Source organism: Sorangium sp. So ce367 (assembly GCF_051520455.1).
In the GTDB taxonomy this organism is placed as follows: domain Bacteria; phylum Myxococcota_A; class Polyangia; order Polyangiales; family Polyangiaceae; genus Sorangium; species Sorangium cellulosum_B.
The window spans coordinates 4,650,188-4,669,250 of record NZ_CP150334.1 but is presented as its reverse complement, the minus strand read 5'-3'; the positions used below and the strand labels follow the sequence as shown (position 1 = coordinate 4,669,250).

Sequence of the window (19,063 nt, the reverse complement as noted above, 5' to 3'; positions counted from 1 at the left end):
CGCTGGGACGTGCGCAAGAGGTCGTCTCTGACACCTGGCGAAGTTCGTCCGGGGTCCCTCACCTCCGTGGCTGTATCCTCCACGGGCTCGCCGCGATGCCGCGTGCCGTTGCGCTCACCATGACCCAGACCTTCCTGACCAGCGACGCGAAGGAAGCCCTTCGCAAGGCCGTTCGCGGGCTCCGCGCCCGCCTCATCGACCAGCTCACCGAGGCCGCCAGGGGCGAGTATCGCCTCGACGTCGCGCCCTCCAAGGCCCAGCTCCCCGAGGCCCGCCGCTGCCGGCGGGAGCGCCTGGAAGCGTGGATCGACGAGCAGGTGCGCAGCGCCCGCAAGCCGAAGGACAAGAAGGCCGGCAAGGGCGCGGACGCGGAGCTCCGCCAGCGGTTCCTGCAGCAGGCCGCGAAGGAGGCGGCGCACACGCTGCTCAACCGGCTCGTGCTCGTGCGCATCCTGGAGCACCACGGCGTGCTCCGCCCCGCCGTGGTGACCGGCGGCTGGAGCAGCCCTGCCTACGAGCAGGAGTTCGTCCACTACGCCGGTCCGCTGGCGAGCGACGACACCCGCGGTTACCGCGCGCTGCTCGATGCGGTCTTCGCCGAGCTCGCCGTGGATCTGCCCGGGCTCTTCGGCCCCGTGGGCCTGACGCCGCTCTTCCCGGTTCCCGCCGCCGTGCTGCGGGAGGTGATCACCGCGCTGAACGATCCCGCGCTCGCGTCCGCCTGGGGCGACGACACCACGCTCGGCTGGGTCTACCAGTACTGGAACGACCCGGAGCGCGAGCAGCTCGACGCCAAGATCGCGGGCGGCGGCAAGATCGAACCGCACGAGATCGCCAGCAAGACGCAGATGTTCACCGAGCGCTACATGGTCGAGTGGCTGCTCCAGAACAGCCTAGGCCTCACGTGGCTCGCGATCTGCCGGAAGCCGGAGAACGGCTGGACACCCGAGGCCGAGGCGGTGCTGCCCGTGCTGGAGGCGCGCCGGGCTGCGTGGCGGGCGAAGCGTGAAGCCGGCGAGGTGGCGCTCGACGCGCTGATGCCGCTCGAGCCGGGACTCGAGAGCGCGTGGAAGTACTATGTGCCGCAGCCCATCCCGGAGGATGCGGTGGCGAAGGCGCCGCCGTCGATCCGGGAGGTGAAGCTGCTGGATCCCGCGTGCGGCTCCGGGCACTTCCTGGTGATCGCCTTCGGTCTGCTGGCCGAGCTGTACCGCGAGGAGGCGAGGCACCGGGGCGAAGTGTGGCGCGATGAGGAGATCGCGGAGAGCATCCTCGCGAACAACCTGCACGGCATCGACATCGATCCGCGGGCTATCCAGATCGCGGCGGCGGCGCTCGCGCTGCGGGCGAGGCTGTTCGCCCCCGAGGCGCAGCTCAGCCGGATGAACCTGGTCGCACCGAGCTTGCGGCTCGGGGACCTTCCGGACGACGATCCGGCGCTGCTGGAGCTCTGCCGCGAGCTCGAGCGGGAGGCCGGGATCGCCGGGGCCCTCACACGCAAACTGGTCAAGGGGATCGCGGGCGTCAACTACCTCGGGTCGCTGCTCAAGGTCGACGATGCGATACGGGAGGCGCTGAACGAGGCGACGCGGCAGATCGAGCGCGGCAAGCCGGGGCAGGGAGACCTGTTCCGGGGCTTCGCGATGCAGCAGGTGGAGCTGTCGTTCGAGGCGGCCAGGGAGACGGTGGTCGAGAAGCTGGAGCGCTTCCTAGAGGCGCACTCAGCCTCGGAGGACCTGGGCCTGCGGCTGCACGGGGAGCAGGTGGCCGCGGGGGTGCGGTTCGTGCGGCTGGCGAAGGAGGGGAGTTACGATATTGTCGTGGGGAATCCGCCGTACCAGGGGCTGAGCAAGACCGCGCAGTTCGAGTATGTAGCGAAGCACTACCCGCGGGGAAAGGCCGATCTCTATTCGGCGTTCCTGGAGCGGGGGCTGGAGCTGACGCGGGAGGGGGGGATCTCCGCGCTGGTCACGATGCGGGGGTGGATGTTCTTGGGACAGTTCACGGAGCTTCGTCGCAGGATTCTGCAAGAGGCAGACCTTCGCGGGCTTGCCGATCTCGGCACTGGGGCATTCAGTAGTCGTTCGATGGACGACGTCATCAGTACCTCGCTCGTTCTAGTTCGGCACGCCCCATCTAACGAAGACGCTTATGGCGTACAGGCCGCGCCGCTCGCCGATCCCCGGAGAGACGCAGGAAAACCGGCACGGCGCGCCGCCGCACTCCTGTGCCAGGAGCAGGTCTACGAATTCGGCCAGAATGACTTCGGGGTCATCGAGGGCGAGCCCTTTGTATACTGGTGGACGAAGGAATTGCTCGATCGGTACGCAAAGGCGCCGAAGCTGAGGGAGGTTAGTCCAGCCAGACAAGGCCTGATTACGGGCGACATGATCCGATTCCTTCGGCGTCCTTGGGAGATCCCTCTGGCTCATATACATATAAAAACAGAAGAATCACCAGGAGACTCTGCCAGATGGGTTCCTTACATACGTGGGGCAGCGGGGAGGCAATGGTTGGAGGACTTGGATTGTGTCGTCCATTGGGTCACCAACGGATTGCAAATCAAGACGTTCGAGGCAAACGGGAAACAAGCCTCACGACCCCAGAACGAGTCTTATTATTTCAAGCGTGGAGTCGCCTTCTCCATGATCGGGAGCAGGTGCATGTCACGCGCCCATCGGTACGTCAGCATCTTCGGCGACAAGGGATCCTCGGTGTTTCCCGGCGTCCTCGCGCACACCCTCTGCGTGATGAACCGGACAGTTTCGCAGGAAATCATGGCCTCACTCAACCCCTCCGTGAGCTTCCAAACCGGCGACGTCAACCGCCTCCCCATCTTCCCCGTCGCGAACGCTGACGAGATCTTCGCCACCATCGACCGCGCCTTCACGGAGCACGAATCCCACCGTGAGCCATCCGTCGAGTTCCGTCGCCCCGGCCCCTCCCCCTGGCGCTACGCCCAGGAATGGGCCCAGCGCGCCGTCGATCGCCCCGAGGGCGCCCCGCTCCCGCCCTACGAGCCCGTCTACGACCCTCCCGCCCCGGAGGCCCCCGTCTCCTTCGCCCTCGGCGTCGCCCTCGGCCGCTTCGGCGCCGGCGGCGAGGGCATCCTCGACGCCGCGCCCCCGTACGCCCTCCCCGCCGGCATCCTCTTCGTCGGCCCCAGCGACCACCTCCCCGACTCCCTCCCCCACCCCGCGGCAGCTCCCGTCCTCCGCGCCTGGGCCGAGCACCAGCACACCATCGGCACCGGCAAGAAGCAGCCGCTGCGCGACTGGCTCCGCAAGGACTTCTTCACCTACCACAAGGCCCTTTACGAGAACCGCCCCATCTACTTCCCGCTCAGCAGCGACAAGCGCAGCTTCGTCGCCTGGGTGAGCATCCACCGCTGGGCCGACAACACCCTGCAAACCCTGCTCGCCGATCACCTGCACCCGCTCCTGCGCAAGCTCGACGGCGAGATCGCCGACCTCAGCCAGGCCCGCGCCAGCACCGACAAGAAGACCGCCATCGCCGCCGAGAAGCAGTACGCCACCGTCAAGCGCCTGCGCGACGAGCTCGCCGACTTCATCGAGGCCGTCACCCAGTGCGCCGAGCGCGGCGCCCCGCCCACCGACCCGGCATGCCCTCCCCGCGCGGCGGACGCGACCTTCCGCATGGACCTCGACGGCGGCGTGATGATCAACAGCGCCGCCCTCTGGCCCCTGCTCTCCCCGCAGTGGAACGACCCCAAGAAGTGGTGGAAGCAGCTCTGCCTCGCCGACGGCCGCAAGGACTACGACTGGTCCCACCTCGCAGCCCGCTACTTCCCGGCCCGCGTCGACGAGAAGTGCCAGAAGGACCCGAGCCTCGCCGTCGCTCACGGCTGCTTCTGGAAGTACCACCCCGCCAAGGCCTACGCCTGGGAGCTCCGCCTCAAGGACGAGATCCGGCCCGACTTCACGATCGACGAGTCCGGCTCCGACGGCCACCGCAAGCGCTTCCTCCTGGAGCACGCCGCCGAGGCCCGCGCCATCGAGGCCGCCGAGCAGAAGCGCCGCGAACGTAAGGCCGCCAAGACCGAGGCCGACGAATCCGAAGAGCCCGATGCGGGTGAGGCGGACGACGCGGAAGATGCCTAGAGCTGGGTGTCCAAAGTCGCTCCCGGGTGAAATGTAGTATAGTATCCTGCGCCGCGACACGGCCGACTCCATGCCCTCCCAGATTCCTCCTCCGGACGATTGGAAAACGCTTGAGCGAACGATTGCCCGGTTCGCCCGCGATTACCTCGGGGATCCGCACGCCGCCCTTTACGGTCGACAAGGCCAGGGGCAGCACGGCCTCGACGTCCTGGCACGGGACAGACGACCGGCCGGCACCGGTCGGCTATGGGCCTTTCAGGGAAAGAACTATATAGCGAAGCGCCTGATACCGGCAGAGCTCGAGAACGTGGTCCGGTTACTCCAGAGCTTCCAGAACCGTCAGGACATCGACACGGTTGTGGTCGTGACGACCGCGCCGGTTTCGGCAAAGGTCCAGGACAAGGCGCGATACTTAAGTAGCAATCACCAGATCGACCTCCAAGTCTGGGACTGGGAACATTTTTCCGAACTGTTGCTCCAGCACTGCGGCAGCGGACCGTGGTTGTCGCAGCAGGACCGGACGGGACTGCGGCAGGGATACTGCGCGCAGGCGTGCCGCGAGATGCGGCAGGCCGGACCGCTCTACCCGCTCCCGCTCCGTCCCCCAGGAGCTCGTGATATCCGCCTCGAAGACGTGCTGGTCCAGCAGGTCCTTCGGCTCGCGTCCAACGGCGGGGCGCTGCCTGCCGAGGCGCAGCGCGCGTCGGGCGAGCGCTCGCCGGACAGCACCCGGCCACCAAGGTACGAGGGACCGCTCGTCGAGTGGCTCACCCCTCGGAGCACCGATAAGCCGCTCATCCTGGTCCTCGCGCCCATGGGCGCAGGAAAGACGGTCGCGCTCCTGCACGCGGCGTCGCAGCTGGCCGAGCGGGCAGCGAGCGATGAGGCTGCGCCGCTCCCCTTGCGCATCCGGGCTGCCGAGCTCGCCGGAGCACAGCTCGACAGCCTCATAGCGCACATGCCGTTCGACGGCCTGGCTCGGCTCTGGGCCGATCCCCTGTGTCGGTGGATCGTCATGGTCGACGGGCTGGACGAGGTCGAAGAGCGAATCCAGCACGCTGTGCTGCAGAAGATCACCGCCCTGCATGGCCGCCGCTCCGTCGAGGCTGTCGCGGTGACCTGCCGGACGTCTCACCTGCATCCGCGGCTGCTGCCGGAGGCAACGCAGGTCGAGCTTCCGGCATGGCGGGAGCAAGACTGGCAGGAATTCTCGTCCCTGTGGGCACGCCGCACGGAGAGGCAGGGGCGTGTGGCGCCCCCGAAAGCGGCCATTGCCTCATCGTCGATGCATGAGAACCCGCTGTGCAGCACGTTGATCGCTCTGCAGCAGCCGGAGCAGACGAGCGAGACCGCGGGAAGAGCGAGACTCTTCCGGCGCCTCACGGACGACCTCTTCCGCCGATGGGCGGAGGATCGGGATCCAGCCGCATGGATGCGGCTGACGGAGGCGTTCGAGCAAGTGGCCTTCGACGCTCTGGCGCAGGGGGGCCGCCCGCTGCCGCGGTCGGTTCTTGAGGCCGCCCTCGCGCAGGTCGTCGACCAGGCGGAGGTAGAGCCGGCGATCGAGACCGCCGAGCTCACGCTCGGCCTGATCCGCCCAGTGCACGGGGATGCATGGGAATTTCCGCTGCGTCCCGTGGCAGAGTACCTCGCAGCCGGGGCCCTGCTGCGCAGAAGCGACCAAGAGTTCATGACCACAGCCGGAAAGCCCTGGGCGGGCGAGGTGACGCGCCTGGCCGTGGACCGATGCTGGGATACCGATCCGACACGTGCGTTGAAATTGCTCTCGAGCCTCCTCGATCCCGTCCCCACGGATGCTGGCGACGCCCGCTTGCGGCGAACTCTCGTGGCGATCGAGGCGGCCCGGGATCGTGAGCGCGCCTCCGCCCCGATCGCGAGCAAGCTGGCTTCGGCATTGTTCGCTTGGTTAACCGATGAGACCTCCGCATGGCAGCGACGCCGCGTGGGCGATGAGGTCCGGAAAATCGCGCTCGATGGCGGTCCGGTCTGGGAAGACCTGTGGCCGAAGCTGAAGCCTGTCCTGCTCGCCCCGGGCTGTCGGGCCTCATGGCTCGCAGAGCGCGGCCAAGGTGACGCCGAGGCGTGGGCCGAGAGGCTCTACGAGCAAGATCCGACAGTCCGCGCGGTGGCGATCTCGCGGCTGGCTCACTGGAAAGAGGACGCAGAGGTCCGCGATATCCTGTTCTGGGAGGTTCAGGACGAAGGGTACTCCGTGGAATCCTCGGCCTGGGGGCGTCCGGCCTTCGTGGCGGCCGAGGTGCTTCGTCATGTGCCTCGCCGCGACGGCGACCGCGAGTACCTGCAGGTGCTGCTCGTCCATGGCAGATGGCTGTCGTCCGAAGCTGCCGCGCTGGCTTTGCTACCCGGTGAAGCAGATACTCACGCGCTCCTGACGAAGCGGAAGGAGCTCGTGTCTCGCGGCGCACACCGGCCTTCGGCCTACCGGGCGATCGAAGCCCACGGGAGCATGCCGGAGGGGCGAGCCTGGCTGGAGCGCCACTGGCCCGAGGCGCTACGACCGGATTTTGCGCCCTCGCGGCCCGCCGTCGAGCGCAGCGCCGGCGACTCCTCCTTCGCCCCTCCATCGAGCCTCGTCAGGCAGGAGCTGCTCCAGATTGTCGCCGAGGGCTTCCTGAAGCGCGATGTTCAGGAGGCGCTCGCCCTGATGCCCGCCTGGCCCAACGATCGGATGCACGCCCTCTGCCTGGCGGCTGAGCATGTTCCGGAGGCTGCCCTCCACCTGCTGGAGAGCTCCGGGAGCATCGCGATGCCGCCAGGCTCGCAGGACGCCCTGGGTCGCGCGGCCCTGCGACACCCTGAGATCGGCCGGGCCCTCGTGGCGAGATGGCGGAACGGCGTTGACGTCGAGTGCCCCTCGTCGTTCCCTGGCGTGGCGCTCGAGCCGCTCGCCGCCAGGGGGGAGGCCGATGCCGTGGCGGTCTACGCAGCGTGGCTGCCTCACAACCCGTTCATGGCGCCGCTGATCCCGTGGTGCCCACCCTCTCAGGGAACCCTGCATCACCCGCCGATTCGGGCAGCTGCGCTGGCTTCTGCGCGGGACGCATGGGACTACGCCACGCGCGGACGGCCCGATTCCGACGGCAAGATGGTGAAGTTGCACCCCGCAGGCCTTGGCCTCCGGTTGCGTGGGTTGTGGCCGGCCTGGGAGGAGGATCGAGAAATCAAGGAGGGCCTTATCGCCTGGGCGCACGGAACAGATCGCGACATATTCGATGCGTCCTTGCAAGCCTGGATGGAAGGAGATTTCCCTGAAGAGGTGGCGTCGGTGCTCGAGAGGCGGATCTGCGACACGGCCGGGTGGCCCTCCGAAGAGCCGTTCTTCTCGTTCGATCTCTCACGCTGGTTGAGCGCCGCCCTGCGCGCGCGGATCTTGCCAAAGATCGAGCCAGTGCTCGCCATGCTCGTGGCGAGCACCGATCCGAACCCGCTGATCCATCAGGCCACCTCGTACCTCATCCTCTTGCACCCCGAAGAGGCAGCGCGGCTGGCAGAGCGGGCGGCTTCATTGCGTCCGTTCCTGAATGACGACGATCAGGACCTCGATCCCGACGACGCGCAGCGCCTCCTGGCTGCAGCTCCCGAAGCGTGGGCAAGGGCCTGTCTGGAGGCGCTCCGGGACCATGGTCACGCTGTTGCGCTCCCCTTCCTCCGCATGGCGCGCCGCCTCTGGAGCCATCTATCGGACTCCGCTTTACGGGGCGAGCTCGTGCGGGCCACACGCAGGCTCACCGATGACGACTTGCCCTGGGTTTCGACCGACATCCGCTGGCCTTGCGTCCGTCTGAGCGATGCAGCCGAGGAACTTCTTTTTCTCATGGGGGAATCCACTCCAAGCCTACAAGACGAGTCCTGACGCGACGGGCTCAGCACCGCGGCCTGGTGTCGGGATCCGGCTCACAGCGAGACCGCGCATCGCGAGCGATCGCGCCGTGGCCGCTGAGCCTACGACCTCCGTGCCGGCGCTCCGCCGCCTTCAGACATTGCGCGCAACGTGATAGCGTCACCGCAGGATCATGCCCAGCGCAGAGCCCCACCGAGGCGCGGCGAGCCGCGCGCTCGCCGCCGAGGTCAGCAAGAAGGTCCGCGAGCGTGGCCTCGTGGTGTGGGTCGACGCGGACCAGCAGTACACCCCGCTCGTCGACGCCCTCCGCGGAGGCGCTTTCGGGTTCTCGTACCCCGTGGTGGCGTACCGCGGCAGCTACCTCGAGCTGATGCTCGCGCTCGATCCGCACGGGAGCGCGCTCCACCCCGATCACGTCCTCATCCACCTCCCCGGCGTGAACAAGGAAACGGTCAAGGAGACCCCCGTGTTCGAGCTCTACAAGGCGGGTGTGGTCTTCGAGAAGAGCCTGAGTACGCTCGTCCGCGAGGCAGCCGTGGGGGCGGCGACGCTGGAGCAGACCGACACCTTCGTCCGCACGCCGGGGCTCAGCCTCGACAAAGCGGATCGCTGGCTCGACGAGCTGCAGGCGCAGCCCAAGGGAGAGATCACGCTGCTCCTGGAGAGCCGGGGGCTCGATGACGTCGTCCTCGGGCTCTTGGCCGACGATCCGCGCCTCCGTGCCCACCTTCCCGAGCACGGGGAGCAAGTCGTCGCGTTCCTCGAGAAAGGCCTCGGGCTCAGCGCCGCCTGGCGAAACTACCGCATCGGCGAGGCGCAGCTTACCGCGACCGCCGTGGCCACGCTGGTCGCGAGCTGGCTCATGGCCGTGGAGTTCGTCCACGATCTGAAGGAGCCGCCGGTCACGCCGGAGCTCCAGGCCCTGACCAAGCTCGGCCCGCTCGAGAAGGACTGCCGCCGCCTCGCCGCACGCTTCCGGGAGCAGCACGCCGACGCCTACGAGCTCTTCGCCAACGAGCTGCAGGAGCATCTGCGGCAGGAGCGCACGAGCCACCACGCGGGCGCGCTCGGCGCCATCGATACATTCCGCTTCGAGGAGGCCACGATGCGCGCCGCGGCGCTCGGCGCCCTGCGCCGCGGCGAGTGGGACGGCGCCGAGGAGCTGGCCGGTCCCCGGACGCCGGAGACGTGCTTCTGGGTCCGTCGCTCGCCCGCGCTGCAGCGCACCTGGGAGATCCTCCGTCGGGCGGCGAGCACGGGGCGCGCCCTCGCGACGACGCGCAAGGGGCTGGACCGATGCGGGTCGCTCGACGAGGCGGTGGAGCGCTACGCGGAGAAGCTCGCCCCGGTCGACCGCCAGCACCGGCTGTTCGAGCAACGAGCCCACGCGCTGCTGGCCTCCGATCTCGATGACTACGACGCGCTGCTGGAGGTCCGCAAGGCCGTGCGCCGCGCGTACCGCGACTGGGCGGACGCGATCAACCGGGCCTTCTTCGAGCTCTGCGTCGCGCACGGCCCGTTGCCCGGACGCAGCTTGCGGCAGCGGGCAGTCTACGAGGACGTCGTGCACCCGCTCGTGGAGCAAGGGGGGCGCGTGGCGTTCCTCCTCGTCGACGCCCTCCGCTTCGAGATGGCGCAGGGCCTCGCCGAGGAGCTCCGGCGCGAGAAATACCGCGCGAGCCTCGGCGCGCGGCTCGCCGAGCTGCCGACCGAGACCGCGATCGGCATGAACGCGCTCGCCCCCGTCGAGCGGAACGGGCGGCTCCGCCCGGCGATGAAGGACGGCAAGATCGACGGATTCTTCGCGGGGGAGTTCAGCGTGCGCGAGCCGACAGAGCGCGTGCGCGCCATGAGCCAGCGGAGCCTTCACGGCCCGGGTCACAACGCCGAGGACATCGAGCTCGAGGAGCTCCAGGACCTGAGCCTCGCGCAGCTCAAGCGTCGCCTCGGCGGGAAGCCGCCGCTCGTCGTGGTACGCAGCCGGGAGCTCGACACGGCCGGCGAGCACGGGCTGCACCTCGGCACCTTCGATCACACGCTCGCGCTGCTGAAATCGGCGATCTCGCTCCTCTCGCAGGCCGGCGTCGAGCGCTTCGTCATCGCCTCCGATCACGGCTTTCTGCTGCAGGACGCCACGGCGGCCAACATCCCGTTCGGCGCTAGCAAGCAGGTGCCCGAGCGACGGCACGCGCTCCTGTCAGAGCCCTCCGGGATGCCGGACGTGCTGGAGATCCGGCTCTCCGCGCTCGAGTACGATGTGGAGGAAGATCGCTACTTGGTGCTGCGGCCGGACACGGCGCTCTGGCAGACGAAGGAGAAGATCGCGCCGTTCGTGCACGGCGGCAACAGCCTGCAGGAGCGCGTGATCCCGGTCCTGGTCCTCGACCGGCAGGTCGCTCGCGGCAAGACGACCTCCCGGTACGAGGTCGTCGCTCACCCCGAGCCGGCGCACCTGGGGCGCCAGCGCCTGCGCGTGGCCGTGCGGCTGCAGAGCCGCGAGAACGCGTCGCTCGGCTTCCTGGCACCGAAGAGCATCAGCCTGGCGCTGCGCGTGCCGGGTCGCCCCGACGTGCTCATCGGGCTGCTCGACGCAGGGCCGCCGGCCGCGCTGTCGGACGGGCGCGTCCTGGTTCCGCCGAACCGCGATGAGGCGATCGTCGAGTTCGAGCTCGAGGGACAGACCGACGAGAAGGTACGCATCGAGGTGTACCACCCGGATGCGGTCGAGGAGGTGACGTCGAAGGTGGTCGAGGGCTTCTTCGACGTGGCGCGGAGCCGGCACCTCCCGAAGCTCCGTGCCACCGGGGGCAGCGTGCCCCCTCCGGGGCAGAGTCGGCCGCCCAGCGCGCCCCCTCCGGGGCAGAATCGGCCGCCCAGCGCGCCCCCTGACGCGCAAGCACGGCAGCCCAGCGCACCGCCTCCGGTGCAGCCCGCGCCTGCCACGCCGGCATGGGGCGAGCTCGTCGCAGACGACGCTTACCGGCGCGTCCTCGAGATCATCGCGGAACGACGTACGATCAACGAGGCCGAGCTCGCGCAGGTGCTCGGCTCGCCGCGGCGCGTGCGCACCTTCGCCCGGCACTTCGACGAGCTCGTCCGGCGGCTGCCCTTCGAGGTGGAGGTGCTCACGGTGAATGGCATGAAGGCGTACGCGAGAAAGGACTGACCCATGGCATTCCGCGACGCGGCTCACATCTTTCAGCGTCTGCGCAACGGCACCGTGCCCGACCGGGGCCTGGAGGCGTTCGCCGTCGGGATCGAGCGGCACAGGAAAGAGCTCCAGCGGAAGCTCGACGAGGTGAAGAGCGGCGAAGGGGACGTGAAGTTCCTCCGCGGCGGCTATGGCTGCGGCAAGACGTTCATGGCGAATCTGGTCGTCCACGACGCGCAGAAGAGCGGCTTCGCGACGAGCTTCGTCGTGGTGTCCGACAACGATCTTCACTTCCACAAATTCGACGAGCTCTACCGCAAGGTCGTCAGCGGCCTGAGCACGCCGGCCTGCGCTCAGGGGGCGCTGGGGGACGTGCTCGACCGATGGATCGGCGGCATCGAGGAGGGCCTCGTGGAGCTCGGCCTGAGCGAGGACGATCCGGCCTTCGACGAGCGGGTGCTCGCGAAGCTCGACGAGCAGCTCGTGGCCCTCACCGGCGGTCGGGCGCCCGCCGACATGATCCGCGTGATCAGGAAGGTGTTCGAGCTGAAGCAGGCAGGGCGCGTCCAGGAGGCGTCGGCCCTCGTGTCGTGGCTCTCCGGCAGCTCGAACGTCGCTGCCAGCCTCAAGAGCATCGCCGGCGTGAAGGGCGACATCTCCAGCAGCGACGCGATGGCGTACCTCCGCGGTATCCTGGAGATCATCAAGAGCGCCGGTTACACCGGGCTCGTCATCATCATCGACGAGGCGGAGACGATCTTGCGCATGCGCGGCGACGTACGCGGCAAGTCGCTGAACGCGATCCGTCAGATCGTGGACGCCGCGAGCAGCTATCCGGGGCTGCTCTGGGTGTTCACGGGCACACCTACGTTTTTTGATGATCGGCAGGGCGTGAAGGGCGTCGAGGCGCTCTATGCCCGGATAAAGTACGAGGAATTCAACGGAGTTCCGAGCCTGCGGCAGCCTCAGCTCGCCCTGAGGCCGTTCGACCGCGAGCGCCTGCTCAAGGTGGCGCTCAAGCTCCGCTCACTGCACCCCGATCTCGCGCCCGAGGAGGCCGAGCGCCGGCTACCCAGGGAGCTCGTCGAGCAACTGGTCGACATGGTCACGGCGGGCTTCCGGGGAGACGTGGGCGTGGTGCCGCGCCAGTTCCTGCGGACGTTCGTGAATGTGCTCGACGTGCTCGCGGACGACCCGGACCAGGACGCGCAGGGCCTGCTCGGGTTCGAGCCAGCGGGGCTGACCCCCGAGGAAGAGGCCGTGCTGGCCGGACGCAAGCTCGAAGACCCTCCGCCGGACGACGCCTTCGGCGGCGCCGGCGTCGCGATGTGAGGCTCAGCCGACGATGAGTGTGTTCTCGCGCTTTCCGGAGCGACTGCAGCACGCCATCGCGCACCAGCTTGGCTTCACGTCCCTCCGTGCGGTCCAGGAGCTCGCGGGCGAGGCGATCTTGGACGGCAAGAATGCCGTGGTCCTCGCGCCGACGGCGGGCGGCAAGACCGAAGCCTCGGTCTTTCCCGTCCTCGCCGGGCTCATGGCGGCGCCGCCCTCGGGCGTGGGGGCGCTCTACGTCGCACCCATCAAGGCGCTCCTGAACAACCAGGAGGTCCGCCTTGGCGAGTACACGCAGATGGTCGGCCTGCGCCGGTTCGTCTGGCACGGCGATGCGCCGCAGAGCCAGAAGGAGGCCTTCTGCCGGGAGCCCGCAGAACTCCTGATGACGACGCCGGAGTCCCTCGAGGTGATGCTCATGTCGTCGCGGGTTCCGGTGCGCCGGCTCTTCGAGGATCTGCGCTATGTCGTGGTAGACGAGATCCACGCCTTCGCCGGAACGGACCGGGGCGCGCACCTGATGAGCGTCCTCGAGCGTCTCGCAGCACTTTCGCAGCACGACGTGCAGCGCATCGGCCTAAGCGCCACGATCGGGAACCCGGAGCACATCGGCCGCTGGCTGACCGGGAGCTCGGCGCGACCGAGCGTCGTCGTCGATCCTCCTAGGCCGAAAGCTCAGCGCCTCATCAAGGTGTACCTCCGAGAAGAGACGAGTGACTTCGCGCGTGAGGCCGTCAGGGAGGGACGCGGCAAGAAAAGCCTGTTCTTCTGCCAGTCCCGGGCGCTCACCGAGACCGTCGCCGACGACATGCGCGACGACGCGATCGAGGTCTTCGTACATCACGGGTCGGTCTCGAAGGAGGAGCGTCACGCCGCCGAGGAGCGCTTCGCCCGCGGCACGAACGCCTGCATCGTCGCCACGTCCACGCTCGAACTCGGCATCGACGTCGGGGGGCTCGACCTCACGTTTCAGGCGAACGCCCCGAGCACCGTGTCGTCGTTCCTGCAGCGGATGGGTCGCACGGGTCGGCGGCCGGGCACCGTGGCCAACATGACCTTTTTGTGCGAGGACGCGGTGTCCATGGTCCAGAGCACGGCGCTGGTCCTGCTCGCCGCGCGCGGGTGGGTGGAGAGCGTCAAGGAGGAGACGCGCGCTTGGCCCGTCGTGGTGCACCAGGTGCTGGCGATGACCCAGCAACACGGCGGCATCAGCGCGGAGCGCTGCTGGCAGATGCTCGAGCGGGTGCCGGACTTCCGGGGCATCCAGCGGGAGGAGTACCTGGCGCTCATCGAACACATGAAGCGCGAGGGCTATCTGTTCGAGTCCGGAGGGCTCCTCGGCATGGGGATGACAGCCGAGCGTGTCTTCGGCAGGAAGAACTTCCTCGAGCTTTACGCCGTGTTCTCGAGCCCGGTCCTCTACAAGGTGCAGACCGAGTCGAAACGCGACCTGGGCAGCCTGGAGCAAGCGTTCGTCGATCGCCTCGTGGAGGAGATGAGCACGTTCCTGCTCGGCGGGCGCGCCTGGCTCGTCGTGTCGCTCAACCACGAGGAACGCCTCGTGCGCGTCCGCAGCGCTCCCCGTGGCAAGAAGCCGAGCTGGGGTGGGTTTGTCCCGCAATTCCTCGGATTCGAGGTGTGCCAGGCGATGAAGGACGTCCTTACCAGCGACGAGGAGTACCCGTTCCTTGACGCGAAGGCGAAAGCCGCCCTCGCCGAATGGCGCGGCGACCTCGGCCAGCTCCTCCGGCGCAGCGGGGACGCACTCCAATTCGACGGCACGACAGTCACCTGGTGGACCTTCGCCGGCGGTCGGATCAACCAGACGCTCAAATATGCTCTCGAGTGGAAGGGGGGATGGAAGGTTGTACCCGACAACTTCTCCATCAAGGTGCAGGGTGACGGTGTGAGCTTCGACACGGTGAGCCGTCTGTTCGACGAGTTGCGATCACCGAGCTTCTGGGAGTCCGCAGAGACCCGCCGCCGGCTTCTTGCTCTCGTACCCGAGTACCGTCTGAGCAAGTTCCAGCGCGTTCTTCCCGAGCCCTGGCAGGTCGAGATGGTGGGCGGATACCTGCTCGACTTCGAAGCGACGGCACGGTTCTTGGCAAGTGGAGCGGGGCCTACGGGTAACGTGGATGATGTCCGGCAGCGGCCGACCGTGGAGGTTCGCGAGACCAACGATGCAGATCCGACGTAGGTCTGGCTGCTGAGGCCAGCACTTCAACCAATCTCCACGATGGGGCAGGCGCCCAGGTGTTACTGTCGACCAACTCAAGACGGGCCAGCGATCACACCAGAGCCGCTAGCTGGGACAAGGATGGGCGGCTCGCGTACCACGGCCGGCCGGCGTCGAGCGCGCTCGCCGTAGCAGCTCGTACGCCAGGTGCCGTGTTTCCGCGATCGCTGTCACGATCTGCTCCACCCCTTCCCACAGGAGCTCACCATGCGACATTACATGCAATACCACAACACCGAGAGGATGGGGTACGGCTGCGCCGAAATCAGCACAGGCCCAATCGGAATTGTCACACAGAAGCGCATACCAGATGTTCTTGGAGACGTCGTGTGGATCATCTGCGGCGAAGGCAAGCCGAGGAGGTACGGGCTCTGCGCCCGCTTCATCGCGGAAGAGATTCATTCGGAAGACGAGGAGCCCGAGACAGTCGTTCGTGGAGAGGGAACGCTGTTCACGCCGGATATCTCCCTGTCCGACGAGCCCTGGTTCAAGAACTTTCTGGCCGATTACCAGAACTTCAGCCTCGGTTTTCGAGAGATCAAGGAGCAGAAGTACATCGACCGCCTGGAGACCCTGGCCAGAAGCCAGCTTCACGCCGGCGCGGGCGCCGAGCCAGCGTCGCTGCGACGCGCTGCGAAGAGGGCTAGTGAGGGCGGCGGGGGGTTCGGGGAACCAGAGGCCAACGCGGAAGTCGAGCGCCTCGCCATGTGGTATGCCACGGAGCTCTACCAGAAGGACGGCTGGAAGGTCGTGGACGTCTCAAAGGAGAAATGTGGCTACGATCTGAAGTGCATCAAGCGGCGAGCGGAGGACCACGTGGAAGTCAAAGGCGTCCGCGGAGCGCAGGAGTCGTTCATCATCACGAGAGCAGAGGTGGCTCAAGCCAGGGAGGACCCGGCGTTCGTGCTGGTGCTTGTCACGAGCGCGCTCTCGAAGCGTCCGTTGTTGCGGCGGTACTCTGGTCGTGAAATGCTCGACAAGTTCGAGCTGAAACCGCTCGCCTTCCAGGCGAACCTGCGCCGCTCGTGAGCACGCAGCACGCTTTCGTGTACTCGCTTCGAGCGACGCCCCCGGGGAGCTCCCCGCGCCGCGCCTATCCAAGAATCTATCCCAATAGGCAGCATTCTGGAACGCGCAGAGCAGGCGGGCACTCCGTCCACAGAGCGGGCGCTATACATTTCACGCAACCGCCGCCGCGAACGAAGCGAATAGATCCCCCGGCAGCGCATGCTTCAGCCGCCACGTGATCGCCATCGGCAACTCCGACTCATGCCGCACATAACTCGCCGGCCCCAGGAACCAGAACGCCCGCTCATCGCTGCGCAGCCGCGCGAACAGCATCACCGCCGTGCCGAGCTCCTCGTGCTGCTGGTAGCGCTGCCCCGTCTCGCTCTCGGCGCGGGTGGTCGACTGGCTCTCCCAGTGGATCAGCTGCCGGCTGATGGCATGGTCGCGGTAGCGCGTCGTCGGCGAGAACTGCCCGTTCGTCTTGTCGAGCGTGAACGCGAGCAGGTCGGCGCGGGCGTCCTTCGCCCAGTACACGCCTGTCTGCCAGGGCGCGACCTTCGCGCCGCCCCCGACGCCGAACGCCGCCAGGATCTCGATGCGCGAGTATCGCGCGTGCACCTGGAGCGGCACGTCCGGATGGGTCGCGAGCTCCCGGTGAACGTGATCCACGCGGGCAGCGAGCACGTCCATCACCTCGACGAGCTCCGCGCGCACCTGCGGATGCGCCCAGACGAGAGCACACGCTTGCGCAAGGGTGGTCGCCTTGTCGATGGCGCGATCGGCCACGGTGGCGACGAGCATGCGCAGGAGGCGGCGCTCCCGCAGGCTCATCGCCCCCGGATCGGGACACGCGTCAGACGCGAGCAGCCGGCGAACCACCTCGATCCGCACGAAGTCGTCGACGTGGAGCAGCCGCCCGCACGCGCGCCGCAGCACCTCTTCGTGCGGTCCCACGCCGAGCGACGGGAGCCCAGCGTCATCACGGAGGTCTGACCACGAGCGCTGCCCGGCATAAACGTCCTCGAGCTCGAGCCCGGTCTCTTCGAGGAACCGCGCAAGGCTCACGTCGCCGCTGCGGGCGAGCCGCCGCAGCTCGTCGACCTTGGCTGTCCACCCCGACGGCACCGCTTGCCGGATGTTGTCGAGCACGAGCTCCGATGCCTTCTGGTCGAGCTCCATGTGGCAGCCCGCGGGTAGAAACGGGAACCCGCCTTCGATCTGCTGAACGAGCTCCTTCCGGCTCCCGCCGAGCAGGGCTCCGAAGCGGCGATCGAAGCGGAACTCGCGCCGATGGTGCCCGACGAAGTCGAGCACCGTGCAAACGGTCTTGCCGGCGCTGCGCCGCAGGCCGCGCCCGAGCTGCTGCAAGAAGAGCGTCGGGCTGTCGGTCGGGCGCAGGAGGATCAGCGTGTCTACCGCAGGGACGTCGATCCCCTCGTTGAACAGATCCACGGAGAAGACGACGTTGACCCGCCGCGCCCCGAGATCCGCGAGGGCCGCGCGCCGCTCGTCATCGGGGCTGTCCCCCCACACCGCGGTCGCCGCGACACCAGCCTCGCGAAAGACGCGCGCCATGAACCGCGCGTGCTCGATGCTGACGCAGAATCCGAGCGCCCGCATCCGTCGCGCGTCATCGACATGCGCAGCGAGCTGGGCCACCACCTGCCGGGCCCAGACGTCGTTGGCTGTGAGCAGCTTGGAGAGGCCATCGACGTCGTAGCCGCGCCCGCGACGCCAGGGCACATCGCGCAGGTCCAGCCCGTCGTGGATGCCGTAGTAGACGAACGGAACGAGCCGGTGCTGATCGATCGCGTCCCAGAGCCGCAGCTCTGCGGCGATCCGATCATCGAACCAGCCGAGGAGCGGGAGCCCATCGCTCCTCTCGGGCGTGGCCGTGAGCCCGAGGAGCTCGACGGGACGCAGGCGCTCCAGCAGCGCGCGGTACGACGGCGCGGCTGCGTGGTGAAACTCATCGATGATCACCACGTCGAAATGGGACGGATCCAGATCATCGAGCCCTGCTGCCGAGAGGCTCTGGATCGACGCAAAGACATGCTCGAAGCGCCGCGGGTGACGGCCGCCGACCCACAGCTCGCCAAAGGCATGATCGCGCAGGCCGTGACGAAAGGTCGCGAGGCTCTGCTCCAGGATCTCCCCGCGGTGCGCGACGAAGAGCAGGCGTGCGCGGGGGAGCGCCTCCCGAAGTCGGGCGTAGTCGATGGCGGCCATGACGGTCTTGCCGGTGCCGGTCGCCGATACCAGCAGGTTGCGGTGATGCCCGCGCTCGCGGGAGAGCGCGATCTGCTCGAGCAGACGCTCCTGGAACGGCTCGGCGCGGAGCTCGATCGGGCTGAGCATCACCAATGGCGCCGCGTTCGTCGCCAGATCGACGCGCTCAAGGAACTCCGCGCGGTCGTACGGCACGAAGTCGCCGCTGTTCCAGTAGCTCTCGAAGACGGCGGCGACCTTGGCGATGACATCCGGGTTGCGCGCGCCGGACACACGAACATTCCACTCGAGCCCGCTCGTTTGCGCGGTGTGCGTCAGGTTGGAGGAGCCGATATAGGCGGTAGAGAAGCCCGACGCGCGATGAAACAGCCAGGCCTTCGCGTGCAGGCGGGTCGTCCCCGTGTCGTACGACACACACACGTCAGCGCCGATCTTGCGGAGCGCCTCGAGCGCCCTCGCTTCGGTCGATCCCGTGTACGTGGTCGTCAGCACACGCAGCGCGCGGCCCGCCTGACAGTGCACGCGGAGCGCATCGAGCAGCGGGGCGATGCCGCTCCGGCGGACGAACGCCATGACGACGTCGATGCGGTCCGCCGAGCGAACCTCGGTCAGGAGCTGGTGGCCCACCCTCGGCTCGCCAGGCGCGTTGGTGAGCAGCGCCGTGTCGAGGAGCGGGATGAGCGGCTCGGGGATCGTCTCCGGCCTGCCGTCCGGCTGGCGCCCTACGATGGCGTGGAGCACCGTCGCCGGTTCGACGGGCGCCTCGGGTTGGAGCTCTGCGCCGGCGATCACCTGGTCGATCTGCTCGACGAGCCGCCGCGCCAGACCCACGCCGACGGCCACACGCTCCACATCGGGCACGCCGGAGATGGCGCGCTGCACGAGGCGACCCAGGTGCAGTGCGATACGGTCGGCGGCCTCAGCGGCCCGGAGCCCCGCGGTGCGGACCTCCAGGCTGGCGTCGAGCTCGCGCAGGCCGGACGCCAGCGCCTCGGTGATCAGATCCTGGTAGAGACCGCGCCGGCTCGTCGTCATGGCCAGCGAGTCTACGGCAGGCGAGCGCACGTCCAAGAGGCATTCGACCGGTCGCTCGGCGAAGC

At 68.1% G+C, this 19,063-nt stretch carries 7 protein-coding genes; 6 read left to right on the top strand and 1 reads right to left on the bottom strand.

Annotated features, from left to right (window positions below; all coding sequences use genetic code 11):
- The first annotated feature begins 119 nt into the window (after positions 1–119).
- The 6 genes from pglX to WME97_RS17715 all read left to right on the top strand — a co-directional run bounded on the left by pglX (position 120) and on the right by WME97_RS17715 (position 15,755).
- Positions 120–4,121, top strand: coding sequence for a BREX-6 system adenine-specific DNA-methyltransferase PglX (gene pglX, locus WME97_RS17740; RefSeq protein WP_437553173.1), 4,002 nt, complete (start codon positions 120–122; stop codon positions 4,119–4,121).
- A 70-nt stretch (positions 4,122–4,191) separates the two neighbouring features.
- Positions 4,192–8,016, top strand: a complete 3,825-nt coding sequence (locus tag WME97_RS17735) for an NACHT domain-containing protein (RefSeq protein ID WP_437553171.1) — start codon at positions 4,192–4,194, stop codon at positions 8,014–8,016.
- A 160-nt stretch (positions 8,017–8,176) separates the two neighbouring features.
- The gene (gene pglZ, locus WME97_RS17730) at positions 8,177–11,170 is read left to right on the top strand and encodes a BREX-6 system phosphatase PglZ (RefSeq protein WP_437553169.1); all 2,994 of its coding nucleotides are present in this window, start codon (positions 8,177–8,179) and stop codon (positions 11,168–11,170) included.
- A gap of 3 nt (positions 11,171–11,173) precedes the next feature.
- Entirely contained in the window at positions 11,174–12,487 is a 1,314-nt protein-coding gene (brxD, locus tag WME97_RS17725) for a BREX system ATP-binding protein BrxD (protein WP_437553168.1), read from the top strand.
- Between the two features lie 13 nt (positions 12,488–12,500).
- Positions 12,501–14,687, top strand: coding sequence for a DEAD/DEAH box helicase (locus tag WME97_RS17720; RefSeq protein WP_437553166.1), 2,187 nt, complete (start codon positions 12,501–12,503; stop codon positions 14,685–14,687).
- A gap of 246 nt (positions 14,688–14,933) precedes the next feature.
- A complete protein-coding gene (locus WME97_RS17715) occupies positions 14,934–15,755 on the top strand; it encodes a DUF3883 domain-containing protein (RefSeq protein ID WP_437553164.1) in 822 nt (273 codons plus the stop codon).
- 150 nt (positions 15,756–15,905) lie between these two features.
- On the opposite strand, the gene WME97_RS17710 is transcribed toward WME97_RS17715, so the two are convergent.
- Positions 15,906–18,998, bottom strand: coding sequence for a DUF3427 domain-containing protein (locus WME97_RS17710; RefSeq protein WP_437553162.1), 3,093 nt, complete (start codon positions 18,996–18,998; stop codon positions 15,906–15,908).
- Between the last annotated feature and the right edge of the window lie 65 nt (positions 18,999–19,063).